The following is a 25,083-nucleotide window of genomic DNA, read 5'->3' on the forward strand; positions in this document are numbered from 1 at the left end:
CGGGAATGCCACGCGAGACATGATTCGTTTGTCGGAGGATGTATGAGCGGTTTGTCATTGAGTGGCTTCTCCCGGCTATCGGACGAGAATTCCGGATTTATCCACACGTGCCGTGGTCTGGCAGCACTCATGGTGGTGGCAACGCATATCGAGCAGGTGTTTGTCGCACCGTACTGGTCCGGTATTCACGCGTATTCGCTCATCCTCGGCCAGGCCTCTGTCATGTTGTTCTTTGTATTGAGCGGATTCCTGATCTGCAAGTCAATAACATCCAGGATATCCGAGGGCGATTATCGCGTTCTCGACTATGCCGCTGCCCGTGCCTGGCGTATCGTTCCGCCTCTGGTGCTTTCGCTCCTCCTGATACTGGCCCTAAGCCTTCTGAGTCCGGCGGTATTCAGTTCCGGGTCAAGCCATTTCTCGCCGGAAAGATACCTCGTTGCCGATGGCTTTCAGATCGTCCCGGAAGAACTATTGGGAGCAGCCTTGTTTCTGAACGGTTTTGTCACCCATACGCCACGTGTGAACGGACCGCTATGGAGCTTGTCGTTTGAGGTGTGGCTGTATGCGATCGCAGGTGCAGCGGTGGCCTTCAGACAGGCGCCCAGATATTGGCCGGTAGTTCTTGCGTTCATTGCCCTGCTTGGCTTTCGGGACATGAAGTTCGTTGCGTATGGTGCAGTTTGGGCTGCCGGATTCCTGCTTTGCGTGCACCACAATTCCGGCGCCAGATCGCGAAAACTACGCTGGTTTTTTTGTGGTGGCGTAGTCCTTTTCGGTGGGGCATCGATCGGGTTCGCAGGCTGCTTTGTTCAGAGCTTTAACGCCGCCGGAGGGCAGGCTGGAGCAAACTGGCACTACATCGTAGCTTTCAATCTCTTCATAGGTTTACTATTTTCTTGCGTGATAGCGTTGGTGCTGGATCGGCGATCGCCATCGGACGAGCTCCTTTCGAAGAGCGCAGAGTATTCTTACACGCTTTATATCATTCATTTTCCAATCCTGCTGTTTGTGTTTGGCGTGACCCAGGCGGTGCTTAGAGTGTCACCGACAAGCAGGATTCTGATCGGGATCGGGACGTTCGCGTTGGTGGTCTGCATCGCACGCGTTACGTCGACTCTGGTTGAGAACAAGGCGAGATTGAAGCAACTTCTGTCGCGTGGGTTCGCGCTGAGGTGAAGGCTGCAGGGCGGCAGCCGGTTTGCACTGCACTGGATGAAAGAGCTGACGAGGCAATCCGCGACCAGGCAAATCGGTCGGATCATCAGCGGGGAAGTTAGCAAACCGATTGTCAGGAGCTGATTGAGGTGGGCGCGAACCTCAGCCCCCTGTCCCGTAGCGGTTTCCGAAGTTCGGGTCATCGTTTTCGACGGTCAGCGAGCTCGATGCGGATCCGGCGAGTGGCAGCGAACCACTAAGAGTGCCTCAGCAACCGACTGGCGGTTTTCCGTTCCGATGGGGCGGGTACGGTGCGTCATTTCGACGATGTTCCAGACAGGCAGCAGTTCGCGTTCATCGTAAGTGAGACACGTAGTGGTAGTCCCTAAGTAGATGAGGGAGGCGATCAGGCTTGAGGGAAGGCGTTCTGTGATGTGAATTCCGGAGCGCCCTTCGGGAGGAATACCGTACAGGTTTGATGGCATGCGCTGCAGCGGCGGTACGGCGTTATCCAGGCGTGCGCCGAAATGGGAGTTCGGCACGCACGAGGTCAATGTGGTTCATATCGCACATGCCTCCGCGACGCAGACAGTGGTATCACCTGCTGAAGATTGGCGCCTTCCCCCCCCGCATGGCAGAATGCGGTGCGCCTTGACATCGCCGGCAGGACGTCCGCAGCAGGCCGCCTTCTGTGAGACTCCGGTGCGAACTACAGCGGAAGACCATCTGATATCAAGGCGTGGTCCAGTCAGCGACGACCGGAAGCGCCGGCCGTGGGCTTCAAGATCATAGGGATAGCGTTGATCTGGGGCGGCAAGGCGCGGCGTTAAGTGCGACAACTGGCGTCATCCGCGTTTATAGCGACAAAGAATTGCCGTTAATGCGCGTCACGGCGAAAATCGGGGAACCTCGCAAACGTGATGTAGTTGGAATTATGTTGACTTTGCGCACCGCCTTCGGGATCGTCGAAGGACGTGCGTATCACCGCAATGATATCGTCACCGCTAAATTCCCAGTCCACGTATTGAAAGCCGTGTCGCTTCACGTCAGGATGCCGCATGACGACAGAGGAAACAGACCAGTTGTGCAGGTCGGGGGACGAAATCAATGCAAGGGTATTGCGAACGCGTTCGAGGCTTTCATGTCCGTCGTTCGCAGGTATAGCGTTTGTCAAGGACCAGTACCGTTGTGAGGTTGGGTCAAACCGGACGGTGAATTTTTTGCCTCCGCCAGGCATGTCGACGAAGTCGCGCGTTGGGTCGAAACTCAGCGTCGTTTCATCGGACCCGACGTGGACGATTGCTGCTTTCTCAACCCCGTTCCGGGTATTGACGCGAAGCAGGATTTCTGGCGGTCCGTTCTTGAGAAGAACTACGCTGCCTTCCTCCCACGAAATGAACTTTCCGCGCAGCCACGCAGGGTTAGAGGCTTGATGTTTTGATACGGTCCAGTTCTGCGTATCCAGGAGGTTCGAGTGTTGCGGGGCGGACATGACGAGTGAGCGCAAATCTCCGCCTTCGACCACGTCATAGGCGCGCCAGACGCGACCCTGGCTCACCACGACAGGAACTGCACCCGTGATGTAACGCCCCGGCAGATTGAATCGTCCAGTAGACGCGTCGGTTGCGTCAGTCCATGTAGAGCCGCGGTCCACGGATTTGCGAATGGTGGGCGTGCCCATTGCCCGATCAGTTCCCATCAAATATAACGCGTTGTCAAGGACGAACAGCGATGACCAGTACTGGCCGGTGACCGTGCTCTCTTTAGTCCAGTTCTGACCTTTGTCACGCGACGCCATGACGGTCACGTAATCTTCCGTCGAACCCGGCCCAAACGTGTCGTAGGAAGCGATATAGGTACCATCGGGTAGCACCGCCAACGCCGGGGATCCAAGGAATACGCGTGTGGATGCAGCACTATGGGCGATTACGCGACCTGGGGGAGCGATATTCGTTGGCCCTTTTGCGGAGGCGGCCACCCCGCAGGCGCAAAGGACACTGACGAGCATGAGCGAAAGCCTGCAACTGAGGCGGGCAAGGTGCCTGCCTGCCTGGCGACTCCAATCTGGCAGGCTCGATTTACGCGTGCTTGTGGCTCGAGTGTGTGTCACTGGCATGATTGACATTAGATACGGGAATTAGCCGCAATGGCACGAGTGGCAGGGCGCTGGGTCGAGAGGCGGCGCTTGGGCGGCGAAGGTGCAGTGTTTTGCTCGGCGAGGACGACGAAGAGCAGCAGCGTCATCCAAAGCATCCCATAGAGCACGTGATACTTGAAGAGCATGATTGGCATCAGGTAAGCGAGATATCGCCACTTGTTGCGATTGCGGAACATCACCCCAATCGTACCAAAGAACATCGACGATCCGACAACGCCTACGCTGAACAGGACGTAGACGTAGAAGGAACTGTCTCGTGCCTGATATCCACGCATGTGTGTTTTGCCGACGTTATTCCGGTCGTCCCAGAATAGACCGCTTCCGAAGGCACCCGCAGTGAGATCACGATCCTGGAGTTCGGTCAGAATTAGCGTCCGGCTGCCCACGGCGTCATAGTCGACCGACTGGTTAACACGTTGGTCGTAGACGTTGTACATGGCGGGCGCGCACAGTAACGCGGCCAAAATGACGAACAGCTTGAGACGCAGGTTCCCGCGTTCGAACATCACATGAACGAATCCAAGCACTGCACAGACCACCATCGACGCTACCGAGAAACTGATCAGCGCGGTGCCGAATGCAATGACCGAGGCGAACGTAATCCGACGTTTCACCAGAAGTAAAAGAACGCCACACGGAATCACCGTCATTGCGTAGAAGGACGGTTCTGAGTAGAGGCCAAGCGCGCGGATGGAGATCAGACTGTCACTCAGTGCTTTCGTTGCATAGAGGGCGTCGGCGTCGGACTCGCGAATAAAGCTATCAAAGTCCACGAACACACCGGTGGCCAGATAGTACACGAGCTGGAAAAGGAAAAATGCACCATGAATATAGATCAGCGCCGTGCATGCTGACTCGATCGACTTGAGCGAAAGGACGCCGCTACTGAACATCCAGTAAAGCAGCACAATGTAAGTCTGAATCAGTACAAATTTGATGAAAAAGTTGAGATAAAAATCGCCAAATGCAGAAAAAATAAACGAGATGGTGATACACCCAAGCCAGTATGTCAGCATCCCGCGGGCATTGGCTCCTTTCTCAAGAAGGGTGGGGGTCCGTAGGAATAACAGGGCGCACGCGAAGAAATACGCTGCAAAGGTTGCACGGACGCTGAATGCGTTCAGGGAGAAAAAGAATACACTTGCGGTGAACAGAAAGGTCGACATAAGGGCATTTCGGATCGGAAGCTGTACCTTGCATAGCAATTGACGTTCAGACGCGCCACGCAGGTCGCCAATCCGTCTGGCGCCGACGTTTTAATCGCAGCCCATGAATCAATCTTCTGGTGGCTTCAAGAGACTTGTTCCGTGGGCGCCCGCAGAGGATAAATGGACGCCGGCGCGTCGCGCTGCCCTCGTCCGATCCAGTCAAGCTTATGTCGGCTAACGACTGGCAGTTGGCAAGCTGGCGAGGGGATTTTGTAGCTTTTTTTGACGTGACAGGAGACGCCACGCATCCGGTCCAGTTTTCACCCTCCTCCATCGAGGGAAGGTTCATCGCGCGAGTACAAGTTACACTCGACCGACTAGGCCCAGTGTTCGCAAAGCCACGGTGAATACATGTCGATCGCCCCCTGGATTGGTGCGTGATGTCCGTACGCGACTGCCGAGACGGCAAACAGCGAGGCAGCAGCAATCGGACGCAGGCGTGGCGGAACGATAGGAGCGCCACTCCATCGAATCAGAAGTATCGTCACGAGCATGCCAAGAGTCCATCCGGAGACCACTTCAGAAACTGTATGAGCCTCGTCGAAAACGCGCGAGATACCGATAGCCGTCGCGAACACGATGCCTGGCCAGATGGCGGCGCCAGGTTTGATGCGCGAGCCGTCGTTCAGGACGATCAGCCATGACATCGGCCAAATTGCAGAAGCGAGCATTGTGTGTCCGCTGATCATGCGAAAATCCAGCGAGCGAATCTGTATTCCGCATCCTGCGTACAAGATCTTTGTCACGCCAACGAGCAACATTGCTGCCGAAAGAAGCGCGGCCCATGATATGGCAACGCGCGCGCCGGTCGGCGAACGCGTTAGCCACACGAAGCAGACAATGGCAAGCGGGATCGTCAACGCTGCGTCGCCCAGATTACTGATCGCGGACCACATACTGTATTCCGAAAGAAGAAAGGCACCCACTATATCAGGCGATGTTGGCTTGCTCCCAGTTCGCAACATATCGAGCCATTGAATCGATGGGAGAGGCGATTCGCCGTCGACCCCCACATAAACGAGTTCGGAAGCCGGGTCGGTCGGAGTTGAGGTGGAACGTGTGATCCCTTTAGCTGTCGCACGGCGTTCGGGTGTTTACGAAAGAGAGCCGAAGGTGTTGGAAGCGCACGGCATTCCCACCTATGTTGTTTGTCCGACGTTCGCTTTGAGCGAATTGTGGTGACTCAAAAAATCAGGCCTACAGATTAGGTCATCCCTATCCGTCAAAATCGGAACGTATTCGGCCACTTGTACCACCTGGCTGAAGGACGACGTTATGCTTTCACCCGATATCAGCGCATTCATCATGGAGTTCGTATGCTTAAGGTCACGAAGGCCGTCTTTCCGGTAGCTGGTCTCGGTACACGCTTCCTCCCCGCCACGAAGGCAAGTCCGAAGGAAATGCTGCCTGTTGTGGACAAGCCGTTGATCCAGTACGCAGTGGAAGAAGCTATTGCAGCAGGCATCACTGAAATGATTTTCGTGACCGGGCGTAGCAAACGGGCGATTGAAGACCATTTCGACAAGTCGTACGAGATTGAGGCGGAACTGGAAGCGCGTGGAAAGAAGCAACTGCTGGAACTGGTCCGTGGTATCAAGCCCAGCCATGTCGATTGCTTTTACGTTCGCCAACCGGAAGCGCTCGGGCTCGGCCATGCTGTATTGTGCGCTGAGAAACTCGTGGGCGATAACCCGTTCGCGGTTATTCTCGCAGATGACCTGCTTCATGGTGAGCCGCCCGTGACATCGCAGATGGTGGATCTGTTCAACCACTACCACAGTTCAGTACTCGGAGTGGAGGAGATCCCGCGAGCAGACGCGCGCTCATACGGAGTTGTCGACGGAAAGGCTTGGGAGGAGAACATCGTCAAGCTCTCAGCGATTGTCGAAAAACCCGCTCCCGACGCTGCGCCATCGAACCTCGGTGTTGTCGGTCGCTACATACTGAAGCCCCGGATCTTCAAGCATTTGCGCGCACTGAAGCCAGGTGCGGGCGGCGAACTGCAACTCACAGATGCAATTGAGTCCTTGCTCAGCGACGAACAGGTCCTCGCCTACAAGTACCGAGGGAAGCGGTACGATTGTGGTAGCAAGCTCGGCTATCTGAAGGCCACAGTTGAGTTCGCGCTCCAGCACAGCGAGGTAGGCTCCGAGTTTGCTGAGTACCTGAACCTGCAGTTGCGAAACGTTGACCAGCGCGAAAATGAAACGTTGGATGCGCGCGAGAGTGTGGACGCTGTCTGAGGGCTGCAGCGGCCGATGCTATCGGTTTGTTTGTTGTTCGAGTGCATTCAGCTTTGCGTCAATCGGTACCCTGGGATAGTCCCCCGCTGTCCTGGTTTCGCCTGCCATGTTCTGGACATGGCAGGCTTTTTTCCCATCCTGAATCAGTCTTCGATAAATGTCCAGCTATAAAGAATTGCGTGAACAGCTCGCAATGCTTGATCTCAAGATCGCCGAGGTATTCAAGCATGAGCGAGAGATTGTGATTCAGGAAATTCGGAGAAAGTTGGAGCTACATCAGCTTACAGCCGATGATGTCCGAGGTAGATCCCGCCAGTCGACTGCGAAAATTCGTGACCCAAAGACGGGTCGCGTGTGGTCTGGACGCGGTAGAAAGCCTTCATGGGTTGACGCTGCGCGCAGTGAGGAAAACTTACCCCCTACGCGGCAAGCGTCCACGTTCTGACGTTCGAGCCGCTCCTGGGCAGACAGAACTGTCGTGAGACAACGTGAGTAGGGGGCTCACATCGGGCGCGGATACGCGAGAGGTCCTTGTGGCAACGGGCGGGGTGGCAACTTTCGACTGCTCGAAGGCTCGTTTGGCTGTGCTTGAAGCGAGCAGCCAGCGGAAGCGTGGCGCGCTAAATCTCAAGTCGTTCTCACGGACATCGGCGCGAAGGTCAATGAATGTGGGAATTCCCGGCGTGACATCTTTGGATCTCATAGTGTGTCCACGAGCAGGATGTCGAAAGGTAAGCCACCAGCGAAGTCCCTTGATCCAAGGACAGGAGCGACATGGTCGGGGAGAGACGGGGATCCGGCCTGGATCACGGAGGCGAAGAATCGCGCGCGCTTCCTGACAAAGCGATGGTATTCACGATAGCTCGGGATGCGGTGAGCGCTCCGACTGGACTTGATCGTTAACGCAATTCATGGAGGTCAATATCCGGAGACGCCAATTTGGCGATCCGAACCGGTAGCATTGACGGGATTGCTCTGCAATTGAGGGGCGTCTCGATCATGCTATCAGTATCGAGCGGTAGAAATAGTCAGTGTAGCAGCGTCGGTTTTTCGATGACGGCGTGTTCGTTCAGGAGGCTTTTCGCCCATTTGATCGAAGATGCAGACAGATTGGGTGCGTGTCTAACAACCGTTTCCAGTGCAGCAATATGCGCGCTCCAGAAGTCGTTTAGCTCTTCAGGATCTGGATGTTGCGCGAAGAGGCATTTGACGGCCGCCATTGTTGTACACAGCAGAATTCCACGGGATTCTTCGTCGATCGAGTGTGTGCCTTGCTTTGAAGATAGATGTTCACCTTCGTCAAGTGCCTTTGTGCAGTTGAGCTGATCGAATTCTGACGTAAGTGTGTCCAGCTCGGACTGGGCGGCACTCCAGTACGCCTCGGACGAATCGCTACCCTTGGAGGACGCGAATATCGCCTCCGCGGAGCGCCGAAACGTTTTGGCAGAGGCGCTCCGATTTGTGCGGTTGGTAACTATCTGCACGATCTCGGAAAGTGCGAGTATGTGCATGCGGAGTCTAATCTCAAGCGCCGCATTCTGAGCTAACAGTTGATGGACTTCTTTCTCCAGATTGCGGTTCGAAGGAGATCGCGAGTATTTATTGAACGTCCGGATGACAGAATAGGACGCTGACTGAGCAAGCGGGAGGATTTTGACGTGCACCCATTTCTGGCCAGTTTGGTTGCTGGCACGTTTGTGCTGGTCATCGCCACATTCAGGGTTGCAGCCCGTCGGCGCCGCCAACGGCGACGCGACGAACTGATGCGCAACCTTGATCATCACGAGTGGTACCACGGTTCGCGACCACGGCGCCGGGGCGGGGCAACGCGCTAGCGCTGAGTCGTTCATGTGGGGCGAGTTTCCCAATCAGTTTCGCGTACCTGGCATCGGAGGCTGACGCGAAGGCGAGAGAGGGCGGCGCACTGAGCACACATGCAACTCCCGCCGGCATTGACTTTCGCAAGCCGATTGATTCGTATGGTGCCAGTGACGCAAGTGTGAACGCATGCATTGAATGTTATGCATACCCATACGGATTTTTTTCTTGCCAGCGCCAGTGATCGATGCACATGCGCTCGATGCCGTATTCTGCCTTCCAACCGATGAGTGATTGTGCCCTCGCGGGATTGGCATAACACTCGGCGATGTCGCCGGGACGGCGGTCGACGATCTCATACGGCACAGACCGTTCGCACGCCTGCTCGAAGGCCTTCACGACTTCGAGGACTGTGTAGCCGCGTCCGGTGCCCAGGTTCACGATGAAACCCGGGTCACGCGCAGCCAGCGCATCGAGCGCTTTTAGGTGTCCGTTTGCCAGATCCACAACGTGGATGTAGTCCCGCACGCCAGTACCGTCTGGCGTCGGGTAGTCGCCGCCGAACACGCGCAGTTTTGGCAGCTTGCCGACAGCCACCTGCGCGACAAACGGCATAAGGTTGTTCGGGATACCGGCGGGGTCTTCGCCAATCAGGCCGCTCTCGTGCGCGCCCACCGGATTGAAATAGCGCAACACCGCGATACGCCACGACGGATCTGAGATCGCGACGTCACGCAGGATCTGCTCGGCGATGAGCTTTGATTGTCCGTATGGGTTGGTTGCGGTGAGCAGGCAGGTTTCGTCGATGGGCGAGCGCTCCGGCGCGCCATACACCGTCGCCGAAGAACTGAACACAAACTGCTTGCAGCCGTATCTGCGCATCACGTCCAGGACCGTGAGCAGACATTCCAGGTTGTTGCGATAGTACTCGATCGGTTTGGCCACAGATTCGCCAACGGCTTTGAGTGCGGCAAAGTGGATCACGCCGGTGATTTTATGTGTCTCGAAGATGCGCGTAAGCGCCCGTGCGTCGCGCACATCTTCTTCGTAGAAGGTGAGTTGTTTTCCTGTGATCTTCTGGACGCGCGCGAGCGATGCCCGGTGGCTATTGACGAGATTATCTACGACGACGACGTCGATGCCTGCCTCCAGAAGCGCCACGCAGGTGTGTGAGCCGATGTAACCGGCGCCGCCAGTGATGAGGATTGTGCTTTTGGAGTTCGTCGCCGAGAAGGAGTTTGGTGGAGTCATCAGATATTTTCAGAGCTTCATACCGGGGGATCGCGGATCTGTTCTGGCAGATTCACGGATCTGCGTCGCAGCGCCTGTACGGTGGCAAGGAGCCGCTGAAAAGCAACCAACTGGCCGCTCACTTGCAGATTGACAGGCTTCTAACCTACCACGTGCTGCAAGGTAAGTCGGGGTGATTGCCGCAAAGTGGAATGTTTTGGCGAGTTTGGTCTACGTGACCATATTGGAAGAGGTTTGTTCGGTTAAGCGTGAAAGTAAGCCGCCGGATTGGCGTTTTCGTCGGCCTGAGAAGCGGGGGCACGAGTGAGTTCTCAAATACACGATAAACGGCAAGAGATTCCCTCTGCTACGGATGTACAAACGTCGATCTTCCATTGGTCTCGGCTAGCTGGTTACCGTCCATCGAACGTCTAAGCGGAAAGTTCTTCGGACCGAGCACGCGGTGTCGAGTTTCGGCGCAAAGAGAGCTACATCTCGGCATTGAAGCAACGCCGTCAGAACGATTGGTGAGCGAAAAAAACCGCCAGGCATTGCCAGCCTGGCGGTGCGAATCCGGGTTCGATCTAGTTCGGGGGGAACCGGACCCGGTGGACCACATTAGGCTCTGGGCAGCACGAGCCAAACGTGACGGCAATTTAACAGACAGGTTTGTCGTTTCGATTTCAATGGCGTTCACATACCAGATTTTGGCCGACTGGTCCGGATCCTGAGAATTTGACGGCATCTTTACTTTGCGATCGATGAATATCCGTGATCTGTGAATGGCTGGAGAATCGTGTTTTTTTGGTGTCCTTCGTCGGAAGATTTGTAGGTGAGGCTAATGAGCCGGAAAACGGAAGATATCCAGCTCTGCACGATGAGCCCGCGGTCAGTTGTGTCGCACGAGACTGCAAACTTCGCTCCATTGATTATGTCTCGCCGAGCAAGTCGCCTTCACGCTGATCGTTGTTCCGAGGGCGTGTGACACTGAAGTGTGTTCGCAGTGCCAATCCCGCCCCCCCGAAACCGCCGGCGAAATAGGAACAATAGTTAGCGAATATCACGCACAGGTAGCATCGCAGCAAGCGGGTTTCGACTCGCTCACGAAGTGGTTTCGGCAACAACCGGTGACGCGCTTCTACTAGTACTGATCGGACAATACCGTCGACCTTTTCGCAAGAGATCGAATAGCGCGAGATGGCGTGGTAGTTTGAGAGCTCTCTCGCTGACGGGTATCGGCAACCGGTCACCACCCGTCAGCTCCCTTGCCGCACCGTCGTTGGTGACGGTGCGGCTTTTTTTGACTGAGCATAGTCTTCCGCTGTCCCGACAACTAATAGCAGAACGGTGTCCTTGATGTTCTTCACTGGATCCGGAAGCCGCCCAGTTCTGCATGGAAGCCTGCCTCGTTAACCACTCAGAATCAGCAATATCCGCGTCACGCTCGCCCAAGGCAAATCTATGTTGATCGCTATGGCGAGTCGGGATTTGTAGTCCCGGTAGTGTCAAAAAGTAGTGAGGCTATTGCGCCGATCTGTCAAGATTGGCGGCGCACGATCGGAGCGCTTGTGGCGAAAATGCACAGCACAATTTCTCTCCTGAATACGCTGGCTTGCGATTGCTTATACTCTGTGCACCTCTTTTTCCGAGGCGCTTCGTATGCTGCAGGAATGGCTTTTTTTCCCGCGACTTGGCTGGAATACTCCTATTACTTTGGCGCTAACGTCGGCGACGGTCGGCAGTGTCGTAACGCTAGTTTGGATCGCGGCGCGAGATGGCCGAGAACGCAGGCGCCACCGACGTGACACTTCTTTGGAGCTGGCATTAGCGCTGGAAAGCTACGCTCGGACCTGTCGTACGATGATGCATAAGGCAGCCTGGGCGGCGTCGGAGCCAGTCGGTCCCGCGATCCGTGAGGCCAGCAAGGGCGTGTCCGTTCCCGCCTTTGCCTATCCGGACAAGTTGCGATGGGACGTTCTGAGCCGTGGACTCGTCTCGGAGTTGCGCGAGTACCCGGCAACGGCGCACGCCGCTCGGGAGTATGTCGAGGCATTCCGCGAATTCGGTGAGCCGATCGACTTTTGCGGTCAGGTTGAAATCGAATGTGCAAAAGCTGCGAGAGGAGCGTTAGCGTTGGCTCGTACCACGCGCCGGCGGCACGGAGCCGCGACGTGGAAGCCGGGCGCCAGAGATTCGGCCATGGAGCGTGAACTGTCCGACTTCATCGCAATCGCCGAAGAAAAGCGCAAGCAATTGCTCGAATGTCGGACGGGGCCAACAGTCGGAGTTGGCTGGGAAGCTGACGTACAACCACTCAAACGCCAGTTAAGCGTGTGAGGGCTCGACGAGGCAAAGCGGCATCAGTCCGCGAGCCGCTTTGCGCCCTGACTGGCTATTCAGCGTAAAACAGTCGTTCGGCACTGTAGCCTACGTAAAGCTGAGAGCTTGTAAGGTGGCGTGTTCCCTCCTATTCTGTAGCAGGAGCGCCCGGTTGCCGGTCGTCGTAACCTGCGCGCTTTTCCTGGTAGCCTATGGCTGCTGATTGCCTGGCGCAAAGCAGCAGAGCCAACACGGGAAGCGCGATATAACTCGCGCCCAGCAGCGTAATCACGTCGCTCGACACGGACGACACGAGGCTATTCACACCAAACGCCAGGCCCATCTGCGAGCAGCAATAAATGGCGCCTGCGGCGCCGCGATGGGCCGTAAAGCGGCTCATGCAAATGGCCGACGCGCAAAGCACGATAAACGAGTAGCTGAACGACACGCCTGCGACGCTCAGCAGAAAGCCGCGCGCGGACAAGCCACCCAGCGTCGAAAGCGTCAGCAACGCAACGCCGCAGAAGATGGCGATGAAAAGCCCGGCGATCATTGTCGAGAGCATGCCGAATCTGCCGATCCACCGGGGCAATAGCAGACGGCTGACGACCAGGCCGCTGCCGACCAGCGCGCTCACCCAACCGTAATGCGTGGCGGAATAGCCGAACTGCTGCTGCAGCACGAATGGGCTCGAGCTCGTGTACATGACAAAGCAGGTCATGCCGACACCGGCCACAATGGTCGACGAAACGAACGTCGCATCCGACAACACTACGCGGTAGGCCGCGAAGACATCGCGTGCCGTGATCGAGCGATTCTTGTGCGCGTTCGTTTCACGGCAGCGCAGATAAACCGCGAACATCGCGCAGAGCAGCAACGCCATGACGACAAAGTTGGCGCGCCACCCGAACCACGTTTGCACGAAGCTGCCCACCAGCGGGCCGAGCACGAACGAAAGACCCGTGAACAAGGTGATGTACGAGCTGGCAATCGCGTAACGATCGCCTTGCACGATATCGGCCAGCACGATGCGCGACAGGGCGAGGCACACGCCGCTGCCCAGCCCCTGAACGAAGCGCGCGAGCAAAAAGCCCGTGATCTTCGCGGCGAACACGGCCCAGAGATTACCCATGATCGCCACCGCCAGGCCGATCAGAATGACGGGCTTGCGGCCATGTTTGTCGCTCATCGGTCCGTACATAAGCGCTCCCACGCCCGTCCCGAAGAGAAAGACGGAGATCGACGCCTGCACATATTGCTGCGAGGCGTGCATGACGTTCATGATTTCCGGCAGCGACGAAAGATGAATGTCCGTGCCGAGCAGACCAATGAGCAGCAACGCCGTGACCACCACGACGACCTTCATTTCATCGCGGCTAAAGCGCACTTTTTTCGATGGGGACACAGACCGTCCTTGCAATGTTTCGGGCTCGAGCGAGGTGGGCTGGGGCATCAGACGAGGCACGCCTGCTCGTGCCTTTGCAGATGACGCGCGATGATCTGCGCGCTTTCGCGGCTCATGATGCTGTGGTGATCGCCGGGCACGTGCACGACGTCCAGCGCTTCAGCGAGCGCGCCCCAGCCGAGATCGGGTTCGCCGAACTGCCGCGCGAAACCTTCCTCGCCACAGCACAGCAGCACGCGTCCGCTATAGGGCGCCGGACGATACGTGCGAAGCGCTTCGTCATTCGCGTCGATCACCGAAAGCACCTGCCTGATCTGCCGCTCGCCTGTGCCGGCCGGCAGCAAGCCTTGTTGCGTTGCCGCTTCGAGCACATGACGCCAGTGCACGTCAACGGGGACATCGCGCAAGCTTTCCCAATCGAATGACAGCTTCGGCATGAGAATGCCGAGCATCACAGCGTCGTCGCTGAGCCATTGCCGGGCCGCCATCTTGCCGTAGGTGCCGTTGCGGTACAGCGGCTGCACGCTGGTGTTTTGCGCGCGCGAGTCCAGCAGGGCCAGCAGCGCCACGCTTTCGCCGCGTCGCTCAAGCTGCTGCGCCATCTCGTACGCAATGCATCCGCCCATCGAATGCCCGACCAGCCGGTATGGGCCCTCGGGCTGCACCGATTTCATCAGGTCGATGTAATCCGAAGCCATCGCTTCGATGCTGCGCAGCGGGGTCGATTCGCCTTGCAGGCCACCCGCCTGGATGCCGTACACGGGCTGGTCGCCGCCCAGGCTGCGCGTGAGTTCGACGTAGTTGGTCGTGTGCCCGCCGTACGGGTGAATGCAGATGAGCGGCGGCAACGCGCCCGTGGTGCGCATGCCCACCATTTGCTGGCTGCGCGGGTCGCGCATCGTTTGCAACGAGGCGGCGAGCGCTTGCACCGTGGGGCTTTCGAGCAACGCAGCCGCCGGCAGTTGATGGCCGATCAACTGCTCAACCTGCAAAATGACGCTCAGCGCGGAGAGCGACGTGCCGCCGAGTTCGAAGAAGTTGTCGGTCGCGGCAACCGACGGCATGCCCAGCACCTCCGCGAAGATGCGGGTCAGCTGCGACTCCACGGTGTCGTGCGAAGAAGCCACCGTCGACGCATCGTGCGATGCGGCTGCGTCCGGTTCGAGCGCGGATTGGCGAGGCTGCAAAGCCACAGCGCGTGCCGGGCTCGTGTTTCGTGCCTGCGGCCAGAAACGTTGACGCTCGAACGGATAGCCCGGCAACGCGGCACGCCGCCGCTTGGCGCCTTCCTGCAGCTTATCCCAGCACGGCGCGACGCCAGCCACCCACAAGCGCCCGATGCTCAGCGCCAGCGCGCCGCAATCGGACCATCCCGGCGCGCCGGAGAGCGTGGCCGTTGCGACTCGCGCATTCGCACTGTCCGCATGCCGCCGGACGATCGACGTGAACGCGTGGCCCGGACCCACTTCGACGAAGAGTCCGTCCGGCGACTGAAGCAACGTGTCGAGGCCTTCGGCGAACCGCACCGTCTGGCGCATATGGCGCACCCAATGTGCCGGGTCGATCGCCTGCTCGTTGGTGACCCACGTTCCGGTCACGTTGGTGATGTACGGAATGTGCGGAGCACGCAACTCGACCTGTCTGACGAGCGCCATGAATGACTCGAGCGCCGGATCGAGCATCGCGGAATGAAACGCGTGCGACGTTGCCACGCGCTTGCAGCGCAAGCCGGCGTCGTCGAGGCGCACCTGCACGGCGTCGATCTGTTCGGCCGGACCCGCGAGCACGCAAGAGCGCGCCGCGTTGACCACGGCGAGATCCACGCCGTTCGCGACGTAGGGCGCCAGTTCCTGCGCCGACGCTTCGACTGCGAGCATCGAACCGGCGGGCAAGGCCTGGATTAGCTGGCCGCGCATGACGACGAGCTTCAGCGCATCGGGCAGCGACATGACGCCGGCCACGCACGCGGCCACGTATTCGCCGAGACTGTGCCCCATCATCGCGTTCGGGCGCACGCCCCAATGTTCCAGTTGCCGCACGAGCGCGTATTCGACCACGAAGAGCGCGGGTTGCGTGATGGACGTCTGCATGAGCCGCTCGCGCGCGGCATCGGTCGCGCCGGACACATCGGCTGGCGGATACAGGACCGTACGGATGTCGAGGTCCATGAGCGGCTGCAACAGCTGGGCACAGTGATCGACACAATCGCGGAACACGGCTTCGGACGCGTAGAGATCGCGGCCCATGTTGACCTGCTGCAGACCTTGTCCGGGGAACAGGTAGGTGACGCGCGCGGACGGCGCGGGCACGCCCGTGCCGCTGCGCGCGGCGGGCAGTGCAGTGAGCGCTTCGAGCGCGGCGGAGGCACTGTCGCACACGACGACGCGCCGGTGCGGGAAGTGCGTGCGGCCCAGTTGAAGCGTGTAGGCGATATCGCCCAGATCGGCGGCAGGATTGTCCCGCAGGTGGCTGGCCAGATTGTCCGTCATCGCCTGCAACGCACGCTCCGATTTCGCTGACAACGCCAGCACGTGAAACGCCGCGTCGCCTTTGCGCTCGCGCGCGGCCTGCGACGGCGCTTCCTGCAGAATCACGTGCGCATTCGTGCCGCCGATGCCGAACGAACTCACGGCGGCGCGCCGCGGCGTGGCGGTGCGCGGCCAGTCGGTCAGCGTGTCGTTCACCCAGAACGGGCTCTTTTCGAGTTCGAGCTTCGGATTGGCCGACTCGAAATGCAGCGTCGCCGGAATCTTGCCGTGATGCACGGATAGCGCGGCCTTGATGAGACCGGTGACGCCCGCCGCCGCGTCGAGGTGGCCGACATTCGACTTCAACGAACCGAGCGCGCAGAACTGCCGCGCGTCCGTATGGCGGCGCCATGCGCGCGTGAGCGCATGCACTTCGATCGGGTCGCCCAGCGGCGTCGCGGTGCCGTGCGCCTCGACGAAGCCGATGCTTGCCGGATCAACGCCCGCGCGCGCAAGCGCATGCTCGATGACGTCGGCCTGGCCGTCGGCAGCCGGGGCGGTAAAGCCCATCTTCGCGTTGCCGTCGTTGTTGATCGCGGAGCCCTTGATGACCGCCCACACATTGTCGCCGTCGGCGAGCGCGGCGGACAGGCGCTTGAGCACGACGATCGCGCCGCCGCTGCCCCGCACCGTGCCTTGCGCGCGGCTGTCGAACGGACGACAGCGGCCATCGGCAGAAAGAATGTGCCCTTCCTGATGCAGGTAACCGGTGCCGTGCGGCATTTCGAGCGACACGCCGCCTGCCAGCGCGATATCGCATTCGTCGAGCAGTAATTGCTGGCAGGCCACGTGAACGGCGACGAGCGAGGTCGAGCATGCCGTCTGCACGGTCAGCGCCGGGCCTCGCAGGTTGAGTTTGTACGCGAGCCGCGTGGAGAGAAAGTCCTTCTCGTTCAGGATGGTGGTCTGGAACAGTTCGGCAGCGCTCTCCGGACGCGCGTCGAGATATTGAAGCAGATACCCCGAGCGGCCCGTGCCGCCGACCACGCCGATCCTGCCGGTGTAGCCCACGTTCGCGTAGCCCGCGTGTTCCAGGGCCTGCCAGCCCGTTTCGAGGAAGAGGCGCTGCTGCGGATCCATCAGGAGCGCTTCGCGCGGCGGGTAGCCGAAAAACGCGGCGTCGAATCGGTCCACGTCGTCCAGCACGCCCTTGCGCTTCACGTAGCGCGGGTCGGCGAGCAGGGCGGGATCGACGCCGGCCGCGAGCAGTTCGCTATCGCCCAATGCCCTGACCGATTCGACACCGGCCACGAGATTGCGCCACAGCTCCGCAACGCTGCCAGCACCGGGGAAGCGGCCCGCCATGCCGATGATGGCGATGTCGATATCTGCATGATCGACGCCATGCGGCACGCGCTCCGCTTTTGGCGTGACGTCTTGCGCAGGGTTGGACGGCGCGGCAACGGCTGCCGGCATAGACGCGCCGCGCAGGTGATCTGCCAGCGACCGGATGTTCGGAAAGCGGAACAGGTCCATCGTCGGCACGTGTTGCCCCAGCGTCTGTTCGAGTTCGATCTCGACGCGAACGAGATCGAGCGAATGACCGCCCACTTCGAAGAAGTTGTCGTCGATCCCCACGGCGTCCAGCTTCAACACCGCTTTCCACACGTCGGCAATCTGCTGCTCGAGCGTGTCGCGCGGGGCGAGCACGCTTTGCGTGGTCACGCGCTCGGCGTCGGGCAATGCCGCGCGATCGATTTTGCCGTTCGGGGTAAGCGGCCATGCGTCGAGCAGCATGATTGCCGAAGGCAGCATGAAGTCGGGCAGCTTGCCTTGCGCATGGGCGCGAATGTCGGCAGCGGTGATGGCGCCCGCTTCGTGAGCAATGGCGTACGCGAGCAACGACGGCGCGCCGCCGTACGTCGCCCGCGCAATCACCAGTGCTTCGCGCACGCCGGCGCATCCGGCGATCACCGACTCCACTTCGCCCAGCTCGATGCGAAAGCCGCGAATCTTTACCTGATGGTCGAGGCGCCCGAGGTATTCGAGGCTCCCGTCGGGCAGAAAGCGGGCGAGGTCGCCCGTTTTATACATGCGCGCGTGCGGGCCTTCGAACGGATTGGCGATGAATCGCTCGGCGGTGAGATCGGGGCGGTTCAGGTAGCCGCGCGCAAGGCCGGACCCCGCAATATGGATTTCGCCCGCAATGCCAACCGGCACCTGCTGCAATTGGGCGTCGAGCACGTATACGCGCGTGTTCGCGATCGGCCGCCCGAGCGACACGCGTTCGGCGTCCGGCTGAAGGTGCGCAATGGTCGCGCACACCGTCGTTTCGGTCGGCCCGTACGCATTGAGAAAGCGCCGTCCAGGCGCCCAGCGCTGGACGATGTCGAGGCTGCATGCCTCGCCGGCCGCGGCAACGGTGCGCAGTGTCGGCACATCTTCGGGCTGCAGCAAGGCGAGCACGGAAGGCGGCAGCGTGATCACCGTCACGGCGTGGCGCGCGATGGTGTCGATCAGCGCCGAGCCCGGCATCATGTCCGCTTTCGACGCGAGGCACAGCGCGGCGCCGGCGCATAAGGTGCTGAAAATTTCCGCGACCGACGAGTCGAAACTCGCCGACGCGAACTGCAGGAGGCGGCTGTTCGGCCCGATTTCGAACAACGCGGCCATGGTATGGACCATGTTGGACAGGCCGTAGTGCTCCAGCATCACACCCTTCGGGCGTCCGGTGGAACCCGAGGTGTAGATGACGTACGCGAGATCGTTCGGCTTCGAGGCGAGCTCCAGGTTCTGCACGGACTCGCCTGCAATGGCTGTGGCTTCCGTATCGACGCACACGCGCCGTACCTTCGCGGACGACACCTCCGCGCCGGCGCCCTGGCCCGTGAGCAGCAAGCTCAGCTCCGAATCGTCCTGCATGTAGGCAAGACGCTCCTGCGGGTAGCTCGGGTCCAGCGGCAAATACGCGCCGCCTGCCTTCAGCACCGCGAGAATCGCGACCACCAGCGCGGGGCAGCGTTCCATGCTCACGCCAACCAGCTCGCCCGGTTTCAGGCCAAGGCGGCGCAGATGATGCGCAAGCTGATTGGCGCGCGCGTTGAGTTCGGCATACGACACCGTCTGCGTGTCGTGCAGCAGCGCCGCGGCCTGCGGCCGGCGTTGCGCCCAGTCTTCGACGAGCCGGTGCGCGGGCGTCTGCGGAAAACGGCTTTCGGTTGCATTCCAGGCGGCGTAAGCGGCGCGCTCGCGCGCGCTCAGCATCGACAAATGCCTAAGCTCAGTGTGCGGCGCTTCGACGGCGCTCGCGATCAAGGTCTGGAATTGATCGACCAGATGGCGAATGCTCGGCGCGTCCCATAGGGCCGTGTTGTACCAGCACACCGCGCGCAGGCAGCCGTCCACCTCTTCGACCACGAAGTCGAGATCGAACTTCACGCCATGCTGCTCGAGCGGATAAGACGCGAGCGGCAAGCCGGCCAGATCGAGTTCTGCGCCACCCAGGCCCATTCGCGCAGCCGCCACCCCGCGCATATGGTCGAGATGGGCTTTCTGGTACGTAAAAGACACCTGAAAAATGGGGCTGCGGCTCGCATCGCGCGCCACGCCCAGTTGCTCCACGAGCAACGGGAACGGATAGTCCTGGTGTTCCTTCGCGCCGACCAGCACCTCCCGCACGTGCTGCAGAAACGCATTGAACGTGTTTTCGCCGTCCACGCGCGCGCGCAGCGCGCAGGGGCTCGCGAAGTAGCCGACCGTGCGCGCGTAGCCTTGCGGCGGCCGCCCGAAGCGCGGCGAGCCGACCACGATATCGTCTTGCCCCGTATAGCGGTAGAGCAGCACGTAAAAGGCGGCGAGCAGCACCGTGTAGAACGTGACGTCCTGCGCGCGCGCGAGGGCGCGGATCTGCTGCGTGAGCGTTTTGCCCAGCTCGAACGAATGACCCGCGCCAACGTGAGTCTGAACGCGCGGACGCGGCCGGTCGGTCGGCAGGTCGAGTACGGGGATCCGGCTCAACTGCTTTTTCCAGTAGGCCGCGTGCGATTCACCCACGGAGGACGCGAGCAGGTTTTGCTGCCACCCGACGTAGTCGACGTAAGAGTGCCCGGCGGACGGCAAGTCAGCCGCCTTGCCTTCAACGCGTGCCCGGTACAGAAGCCCCAGCTCTTCCATCATCACGATGAGCGACCACGTGTCGGCGGCAATGTGGTGGCAGTTCAGAAACAGCACGTGCGTGTCGGCAGCGCGTGAAAAAAGGCGTGCGCGAAAAACCGGGCCGTTTTTCAGGTCGAAACCGGTGTCGGCCTCTTGGGTCAGGCGCGCATGCAAGGCGGCAGCGTCCCATTGCGCCGCATCGTCGTGCTGGAAATCCGGTTGACCGTGCGCATGGATCAACTGGACAGGTTCGCCTTCGGGTGCCGCGTACGTCGTACGCAAGACCGGATGCCGCTCAACCAGATCCTGCAATGCACCGCGAAATGCCTCCACGTTGAGCGCAGCGTGAATGGACCACGCCATGGGCAGGCCGTACTCCGCACCATTCGGATTCAGGCTCCACAGAAACCACATGGCGCGTTGTCCGCGCGAGAGTTTCGCCATTGCGGAGGAGGGCGAAGACAGGGCGGCATGGTCTGGGGAAGTGACGGCTTGGTTCGTGTAGCTATTCTGCGGTTGCATGCAGTAGTTATTACTTGTCTGGTCTTATATTGAGTCGTTTCACGTCCACGGCGAGGATCGGAGCGGCTGGCCGAAGAAATGTTGCCGGACGCGGCTGCGGAATCCGCGTCAGCGATCGACAGGACAAAACCGGCGGACGATTTATACCGAACGGAAACGCATATTTGATGACGGCCGACGTTGCACGATCGAACCATCGGTTCACGCAAAGGGTCGACGCGATGAATGTCGTGCCCATCCCAACGGGTCGTCGTTCGGCCCGAATGAAAAACTTCTGATGGCGAACTCTAACGATGGCTTTCGCCCGGCTTTCTACGTGATTCGCTCAATCGGACGAAATGATGCTCGGTGTGCAGAAGGGAAAATGGCTCGGTTCGATTGCGCCTGCCGCTGGTTAACGACAGCTATCGCCAAACCTGAATGTCTATTGCGGGCGCTTGCTGCCAGCGGTCCGCGGATTCGGTCAAGCGACCTCGGTTAAGGCATTTATGAAGGTATTTGGTAAGCTAAAGGGTGAGGTAATCAGCGAACGCTTAAATTCGCCAAGCAAATCCAAGCATCGCGCTCGAATGCTAGGCGCTCCATTTTCAAGAATCACTGGTCGACCACCGGACACGCGTCAGGTACTGCAACGTCCGCATCGGCGCGATCAATTAACCTGTCAGTTGACCAGGTTCGCGACGGACATGCGATAGATCTGACCGGCGCCGCGGCAATCGCGCATTCGAATCGCGTGCTGGAGTGGTAGCACTTCCCGGACTTCCCGCGAGTTCGCGCGAGGGCAGAGCATCGCCAACCAGGACGCCATTCCTTCGCCAAGGATCAGGCCGCTGGCTCCCTGCAGGCGATGACCATCGATCGCTCGTTCGTCTTCGCGCCGAGTAGACCACTTCGGCTCGCGCCCACCGCATCCGCGTCTTCGTCGCTTCGGTCGATCACGTCGAAACCAGCCGTCTTGCAGATCTCCCCAGCTGCCTCGAAGCACGTGTCCCAGCCGCGGGCGAAGCCGCTGCAGTTCAGCGTGTAGGCAGGTCGCCCATTTGGGGAAAACTTTCGTGAACCGTGGCGCATGCACCAAGCGTCAGCATTGCGACGCCCGTCAGCCCTCGTTACATTGTCCGCTCCCGGCTTTTCGTTATTCCCACTCGGCGACACCGTGATGACGCGAACACGTGCCCGAGTGGTGCTGGCTGAAACTGTATGTCCCGTCGCCACATCTTGCCGTGGCACCGACCGGCACGGCGCCGTTTCGGGAGCGCGCAGGCGAATGCACGACATGCCCTTCGTGGTTCACGTAGTGGCCGTGCTCCTGTAGTTGGGACTCGTCGGGCGACGATGGCTGGTAGGCATGGGCGATGCCTGCGAGCGCCAGCAGTGCAACGAGACTGCCGCATCGAGCTGTGATCAGCACGCGCACGGCGGCACGATTGCGACTCATGCGGATCCCTGTCGTCCTCGTTCTAATTCTGGGCGCCCGTCGCAGCGGACCATCGTCGGCATACGACGCACAGGGGGCAGTGGCCATTTCAATGTCCATCATTGGTAGTTGCGGGGGGTATTAAAAACCCGTCATGGAGACGGGTGTAAGTGGGCAAAGCGTCGGTTGCATCGCTACTTCTTCTTGGGCGGGGGTGCCGGTTGCTTCTTTGCCTGGCTCAAATCCGAACCCGCGACCGACTTCTGGTTGGGTGTGCTCTTCTTGTTCGAAAGCTGCTTGCTAGCGAGCTTGGCGTCTTTCTTTCCCGTAGCCATAAACACCTCTCAACTGGTTGTGATTGTACTGCTGAGCTAATGCAGGAATAATTTAGCCAAATGTGCGAATAGCGTTTACCCGTGCCTGCCGGGTAAATTGCACCTGGAACGTCGGGCGGTTGCAGTTTGAAGCGCTCAATCGCGCCTCCGTAGGCTCAATCGATGGGCGAAACAATAGTGAGATCGCCCACAAGATCAAGAACATCCTCGAACTGCTTCCGTGGGCAGAGGGCGGAATCGTTGCGGCCGGACGGCGGCAGACATCCACGGCAGCTAACGGGGCCATCCGGTCGCACACTTCGATTTCTCGTGGATCGCAAGTTCGGCCTTTGCTGACGTTCAGCTGTCGCCCTTCGTAAGGCAGCTTCAGGTCGGTCTGAAGCCATTCATATCTGCGCGACCACGAAAGTCCGCTCTCGCTGACGTCGAACGGGTCATCACGACCCGTTGCCGACCTTCGAGCTTGCCGAAAGCAGTCATCGGGCGTGGTATTGTTGGTTCTCCACACTTCGAGACCACCTGCACCATGGCCAAGTCTGACCTCATAGGGGCTGCGATTGAGTTCGTGGATTGGGAAAAGCCATGGACGTTCTATTCGGCTGTGTTGAACCACCTCTCACTAGAATCCGATAACAGGGCCGCTTTAGAGCATGTTTGGGCCGAAGCGTGCCGCCCCGAATACTGGCGGGACGCCGACATTTCCAAGTGCTGCGATGCGTGCGATCACGGACTTAGGAACGGATTTTCATGGTTGCCTGACGATGCGCGCGCGCAGTTCGTGCGAGCAGCATCCTTCCAGTGGAAATGACGCCGGCGACAGCCGGGTAGCTCGACCTCCTTGTTGGCAATTCCAGTCTCGGGCTCGAATGCCCGTAGCAGGTCGTCCGACGGGTAAGCCGGACCGGGCCAACGAGAACCTTCGCCGAGAAGGCAAATCGTCAAATGTATTAGCAGGGACTCGATCTGACAGGTAGTCGGGCCGATAGAGAGAAAGCGCTCAATGGGGAATGAGTTTCTCCTTGGCGAGTTATAGCGAATCGAGAAAGGTGTGCATCGGCGTCTTGCCGTAACACCACCGACCCTGATGTTCCCGCTCATTGTTGTACTGGTCGAGCCACGCATCAAGGTCCGTCTGCAAGGTGGCGATCGATTCGTAGATCTTCTTGCGGAAAGCGATGCGGTAGAACTCGTTGAGCATGGTCTTGTGCAGCCGCTCGACGATCCCGTTGGTTTGCGGCGACTTGGCCTTTGTTCGGGTATGGTCGATGTCTTCCAAAGCCAGGTACAGCTCGTATTCATGATGCTCAGGGTTGCCGCAGTATTCGGTGCCGCGATCTGTCAGCACGCGTAGCAGCGGGATGCCGAAGCCATCGAAGAACGGGACAACGCGGTCGTTGAGCAGGTCCGCCGCCGGCAAGGGCGTCTTGCGATCGTAGAGCTTGGCGAATGCAACTTTCGAGTAGGTGTCGACGAAAGTCTGCTGGTAGACACGGCCTACGCCCTTGAGGTTGCCGACATAGAACGTATCCTGCGCGCCGCAGTAGCCTGGACACTCTGACTCGAATTCGCCGTGCACTTCCTTCTCGTGCTTGGCGCGTTCGAGCGCGACGAGCTGGGCCTCGGTCAACACCAAGCCCTCCTGGGCGGATTTGGCTTCCAGGGCCTTCAGGCGCTTCGACATGGTCTCCAGATCGTGGCGCAACCAGATGCTACGGACGCCTTGGGGCGAAACGGACAGGGCATGTCGTTTGAGGACTTCGTTGGCAATACGGATCTGGCCGTAAGCTGGCAATTCGAGGGCCAGCTCGACAACGGCGGCCTCGATCTGCGGATCTACGCGGTTCTTGAGCAACGGCCGGTGATGGGAAATCTCCTGCAGCGCAGCCTCACCGCCTCGATCGTACAGTTCCTTAAATCGGTAGAAGCTGTCGCGCGAGTAACCCATCACGCGACAGGCTTGGCTGACGTTGCCGAGTTGCCGGGCCAACTCAAGAATGCCGACCTTGGCACGAATTACCTTCTGCTCCTGAGTCATGGCGGACTCCTTGCTGTTTGCGGCGCGCATTGCCGCTACGGGCTACGCCCTCCGCGCCAATGCGCGCCAGCATGAGAAACCAACCACTGTCAGATTTAGTCTAGTCCACCGCACGTCAAAGGATCCCCCAAGCTTCCATCCCGTCGAACGCATACCCTTCCCGTTCGTTCGTCGCGTCTAGAATTGAGGGCCATTCGATGCGGGGATGATAGATGTATCGCGGCAAAACCAAGTATCTCGAATGTCTCACGTCGATAACTGTCGTCAGCCTTTCGAATTTCTTTTCCATCCAACTGAAGGCAATGAAGTTCGAGCATTCTGACATTGCAAACATGCAGCCCCATGCATACCCGGGAAACCGGTGCCCGGCAATATCAACGACGTGATATGAATCGCCGTGCGGAGGTTCACCTTCATATCGCAGTGTCATCTCATAGCTGCGATCGGGCGGAATCAGCACATAGTCGCCCATGCCCGCCCAATGGCAAAGGTTATCCACCGTAAATTGGATCTCGCAAGGTTCCATCCGGCTGCTTTCCGTCGCTAATAAAGGTTTTCACCGGATTGTCGACGATTGGCGCCGGTATGTCGAACAACCGGTTGTGGCCGACC

Annotated in this window: 16 protein-coding genes; 5 read left to right on the top strand and 11 right to left on the bottom strand. The window is 59.4% G+C overall.

Translation table 11 applies throughout. The features are described from left to right. The first annotated feature begins 42 nt into the window (after positions 1 to 42). Positions 43 to 1,179, top strand: a complete 1,137-nt coding sequence (locus AB4Y40_RS33985; RefSeq protein ID WP_368691566.1) for an acyltransferase family protein — start codon at positions 43 to 45, stop codon at positions 1,177 to 1,179. Between the two features lie 856 nt (positions 1,180 to 2,035). Here the strand turns inward: AB4Y40_RS33985 and AB4Y40_RS33990 are convergent. The 3 genes from AB4Y40_RS33990 to AB4Y40_RS34000 form a co-directional block, all read right to left on the bottom strand. Continuing rightward, complete coding sequence (locus AB4Y40_RS33990) at positions 2,036 to 3,166, bottom strand: sialidase family protein (RefSeq protein ID WP_368691567.1); 1,131 nt, start codon at positions 3,164 to 3,166, stop codon at positions 2,036 to 2,038. Between the two features lie 116 nt (positions 3,167 to 3,282). Next, positions 3,283 to 4,482, bottom strand: a complete 1,200-nt coding sequence (locus tag AB4Y40_RS33995) for a hypothetical protein (protein WP_368691568.1) — start codon at positions 4,480 to 4,482, stop codon at positions 3,283 to 3,285. A gap of 359 nt (positions 4,483 to 4,841) precedes the next feature. Next, positions 4,842 to 5,420: a phosphatase PAP2 family protein gene (locus tag AB4Y40_RS34000; RefSeq protein ID WP_368691569.1), complete on the bottom strand. Its 579-nt coding sequence runs from the start codon at positions 5,418 to 5,420 to the stop codon at positions 4,842 to 4,844. 420 nt (positions 5,421 to 5,840) lie between these two features. Here AB4Y40_RS34000 and galU point away from each other — a divergent pair, with 420 nt between their 5' ends. The 3 genes from galU (at position 5,841) to AB4Y40_RS34015 (ending at position 7,629) form a co-directional block, all read left to right on the top strand. Beyond that, entirely contained in the window at positions 5,841 to 6,767 is a 927-nt protein-coding gene (galU, locus tag AB4Y40_RS34005; RefSeq protein ID WP_368691570.1) for a UTP--glucose-1-phosphate uridylyltransferase GalU, read from the top strand. 157 nt (positions 6,768 to 6,924) lie between these two features. Beyond that, positions 6,925 to 7,212, top strand: coding sequence for an H-NS family nucleoid-associated regulatory protein (locus AB4Y40_RS34010; protein WP_368691571.1), 288 nt, complete (start codon positions 6,925 to 6,927; stop codon positions 7,210 to 7,212). 201 nt (positions 7,213 to 7,413) lie between these two features. Beyond that, a complete protein-coding gene (locus tag AB4Y40_RS34015; RefSeq protein WP_368691601.1) occupies positions 7,414 to 7,629 on the top strand; it encodes an H-NS family nucleoid-associated regulatory protein in 216 nt (71 codons plus the stop codon). 166 nt (positions 7,630 to 7,795) lie between these two features. On the opposite strand, the gene AB4Y40_RS34020 is transcribed toward AB4Y40_RS34015, so the two are convergent. Then, positions 7,796 to 8,551 carry a hypothetical protein gene (locus AB4Y40_RS34020; protein WP_368691572.1) on the bottom strand — a complete coding sequence of 252 codons (756 nt, stop codon included), beginning with the start codon at positions 8,549 to 8,551 and terminating at the stop codon, positions 7,796 to 7,798. A 235-nt stretch (positions 8,552 to 8,786) separates the two neighbouring features. Further along, complete coding sequence (galE, locus tag AB4Y40_RS34025; RefSeq protein WP_368691573.1) at positions 8,787 to 9,836, bottom strand: UDP-glucose 4-epimerase GalE; 1,050 nt, start codon at positions 9,834 to 9,836, stop codon at positions 8,787 to 8,789. Positions 9,837 to 11,474: 1,638 nt separating this feature from the next. Here galE and AB4Y40_RS34030 point away from each other — a divergent pair. Beyond that, entirely contained in the window at positions 11,475 to 12,152 is a 678-nt protein-coding gene (locus AB4Y40_RS34030) for a hypothetical protein (protein ID WP_368691574.1), read from the top strand. A 130-nt stretch (positions 12,153 to 12,282) separates the two neighbouring features. Here AB4Y40_RS34030 and AB4Y40_RS34035 read toward each other — a convergent pair whose 3' ends face one another. From AB4Y40_RS34035 to AB4Y40_RS34060, 6 genes are all read right to left on the bottom strand, one after another. Continuing rightward, the gene (locus tag AB4Y40_RS34035; RefSeq protein WP_368691575.1) at positions 12,283 to 13,539 is read right to left on the bottom strand and encodes a multidrug effflux MFS transporter; all 1,257 of its coding nucleotides are present in this window, start codon (positions 13,537 to 13,539) and stop codon (positions 12,283 to 12,285) included. Between the two features lie 47 nt (positions 13,540 to 13,586). Then, a complete protein-coding gene (locus AB4Y40_RS34040) occupies positions 13,587 to 20,684 on the bottom strand; it encodes an amino acid adenylation domain-containing protein (RefSeq protein WP_368691576.1) in 7,098 nt (2,365 codons plus the stop codon). A gap of 1,135 nt (positions 20,685 to 21,819) precedes the next feature. After that, positions 21,820 to 22,122, bottom strand: a complete 303-nt coding sequence (locus tag AB4Y40_RS34045) for a DUF3761 domain-containing protein (protein ID WP_368691577.1) — start codon at positions 22,120 to 22,122, stop codon at positions 21,820 to 21,822. Positions 22,123 to 22,295: 173 nt separating this feature from the next. Beyond that, positions 22,296 to 22,436, bottom strand: a complete 141-nt coding sequence (locus tag AB4Y40_RS34050) for a hypothetical protein (protein WP_368691578.1) — start codon at positions 22,434 to 22,436, stop codon at positions 22,296 to 22,298. 1,027 nt (positions 22,437 to 23,463) lie between these two features. Beyond that, positions 23,464 to 24,471 carry an IS481 family transposase gene (locus tag AB4Y40_RS34055; RefSeq protein ID WP_368691579.1) on the bottom strand — a complete coding sequence of 336 codons (1,008 nt, stop codon included), beginning with the start codon at positions 24,469 to 24,471 and terminating at the stop codon, positions 23,464 to 23,466. A gap of 115 nt (positions 24,472 to 24,586) precedes the next feature. After that, a complete protein-coding gene (locus AB4Y40_RS34060) occupies positions 24,587 to 24,997 on the bottom strand; it encodes a hypothetical protein (protein ID WP_368691186.1) in 411 nt (136 codons plus the stop codon). Positions 24,998 to 25,083: the final 86 nt, after the last annotated feature.

It is taken from the genome of Paraburkholderia sp. EG287B (assembly GCF_040965595.1).
Lineage (GTDB): Bacteria > Pseudomonadota > Gammaproteobacteria > Burkholderiales > Burkholderiaceae > Paraburkholderia.

What these genes read in the sequence shown, in the direction of transcription:
- AB4Y40_RS34000 (WP_368691569.1), bottom strand. Translation starts at nt 5,420, where the DNA reads ATGTGGTCCGCGATCAGTAATCTGGGCGACGCAGCGTTGACGATCCCG.
- AB4Y40_RS34045 (WP_368691577.1), bottom strand. Translation starts at nt 22,122, where the DNA reads ATGAGTCGCAATCGTGCCGCCGTGCGCGTGCTGATCACAGCTCGATGC.
- AB4Y40_RS34050 (WP_368691578.1), bottom strand. Translation starts at nt 22,436, where the DNA reads ATGGCTACGGGAAAGAAAGACGCCAAGCTCGCTAGCAAGCAGCTTTCG.
- AB4Y40_RS33995 (WP_368691568.1), bottom strand. Translation starts at nt 4,482, where the DNA reads ATGTCGACCTTTCTGTTCACCGCAAGTGTATTCTTTTTCTCCCTGAAC.
- AB4Y40_RS34060 (WP_368691186.1), bottom strand. Translation starts at nt 24,997, where the DNA reads ATGGAACCTTGCGAGATCCAATTTACGGTGGATAACCTTTGCCATTGG.
- AB4Y40_RS34010 (WP_368691571.1), top strand. Translation starts at nt 6,925, where the DNA reads ATGTCCAGCTATAAAGAATTGCGTGAACAGCTCGCAATGCTTGATCTC.
- AB4Y40_RS33985 (WP_368691566.1), top strand. Translation starts at nt 43, where the DNA reads ATGAGCGGTTTGTCATTGAGTGGCTTCTCCCGGCTATCGGACGAGAAT.
- AB4Y40_RS34030 (WP_368691574.1), top strand. Translation starts at nt 11,475, where the DNA reads ATGCTGCAGGAATGGCTTTTTTTCCCGCGACTTGGCTGGAATACTCCT.
- AB4Y40_RS34055 (WP_368691579.1), bottom strand. Translation starts at nt 24,471, where the DNA reads ATGACTCAGGAGCAGAAGGTAATTCGTGCCAAGGTCGGCATTCTTGAG.
- AB4Y40_RS33990 (WP_368691567.1), bottom strand. Translation starts at nt 3,166, where the DNA reads ATGCTCGTCAGTGTCCTTTGCGCCTGCGGGGTGGCCGCCTCCGCAAAA.
- galE (WP_368691573.1), bottom strand. Translation starts at nt 9,836, where the DNA reads ATGACTCCACCAAACTCCTTCTCGGCGACGAACTCCAAAAGCACAATC.
- AB4Y40_RS34040 (WP_368691576.1), bottom strand. Translation starts at nt 20,684, where the DNA reads ATGCAACCGCAGAATAGCTACACGAACCAAGCCGTCACTTCCCCAGAC.
- galU (WP_368691570.1), top strand. Translation starts at nt 5,841, where the DNA reads ATGCTTAAGGTCACGAAGGCCGTCTTTCCGGTAGCTGGTCTCGGTACA.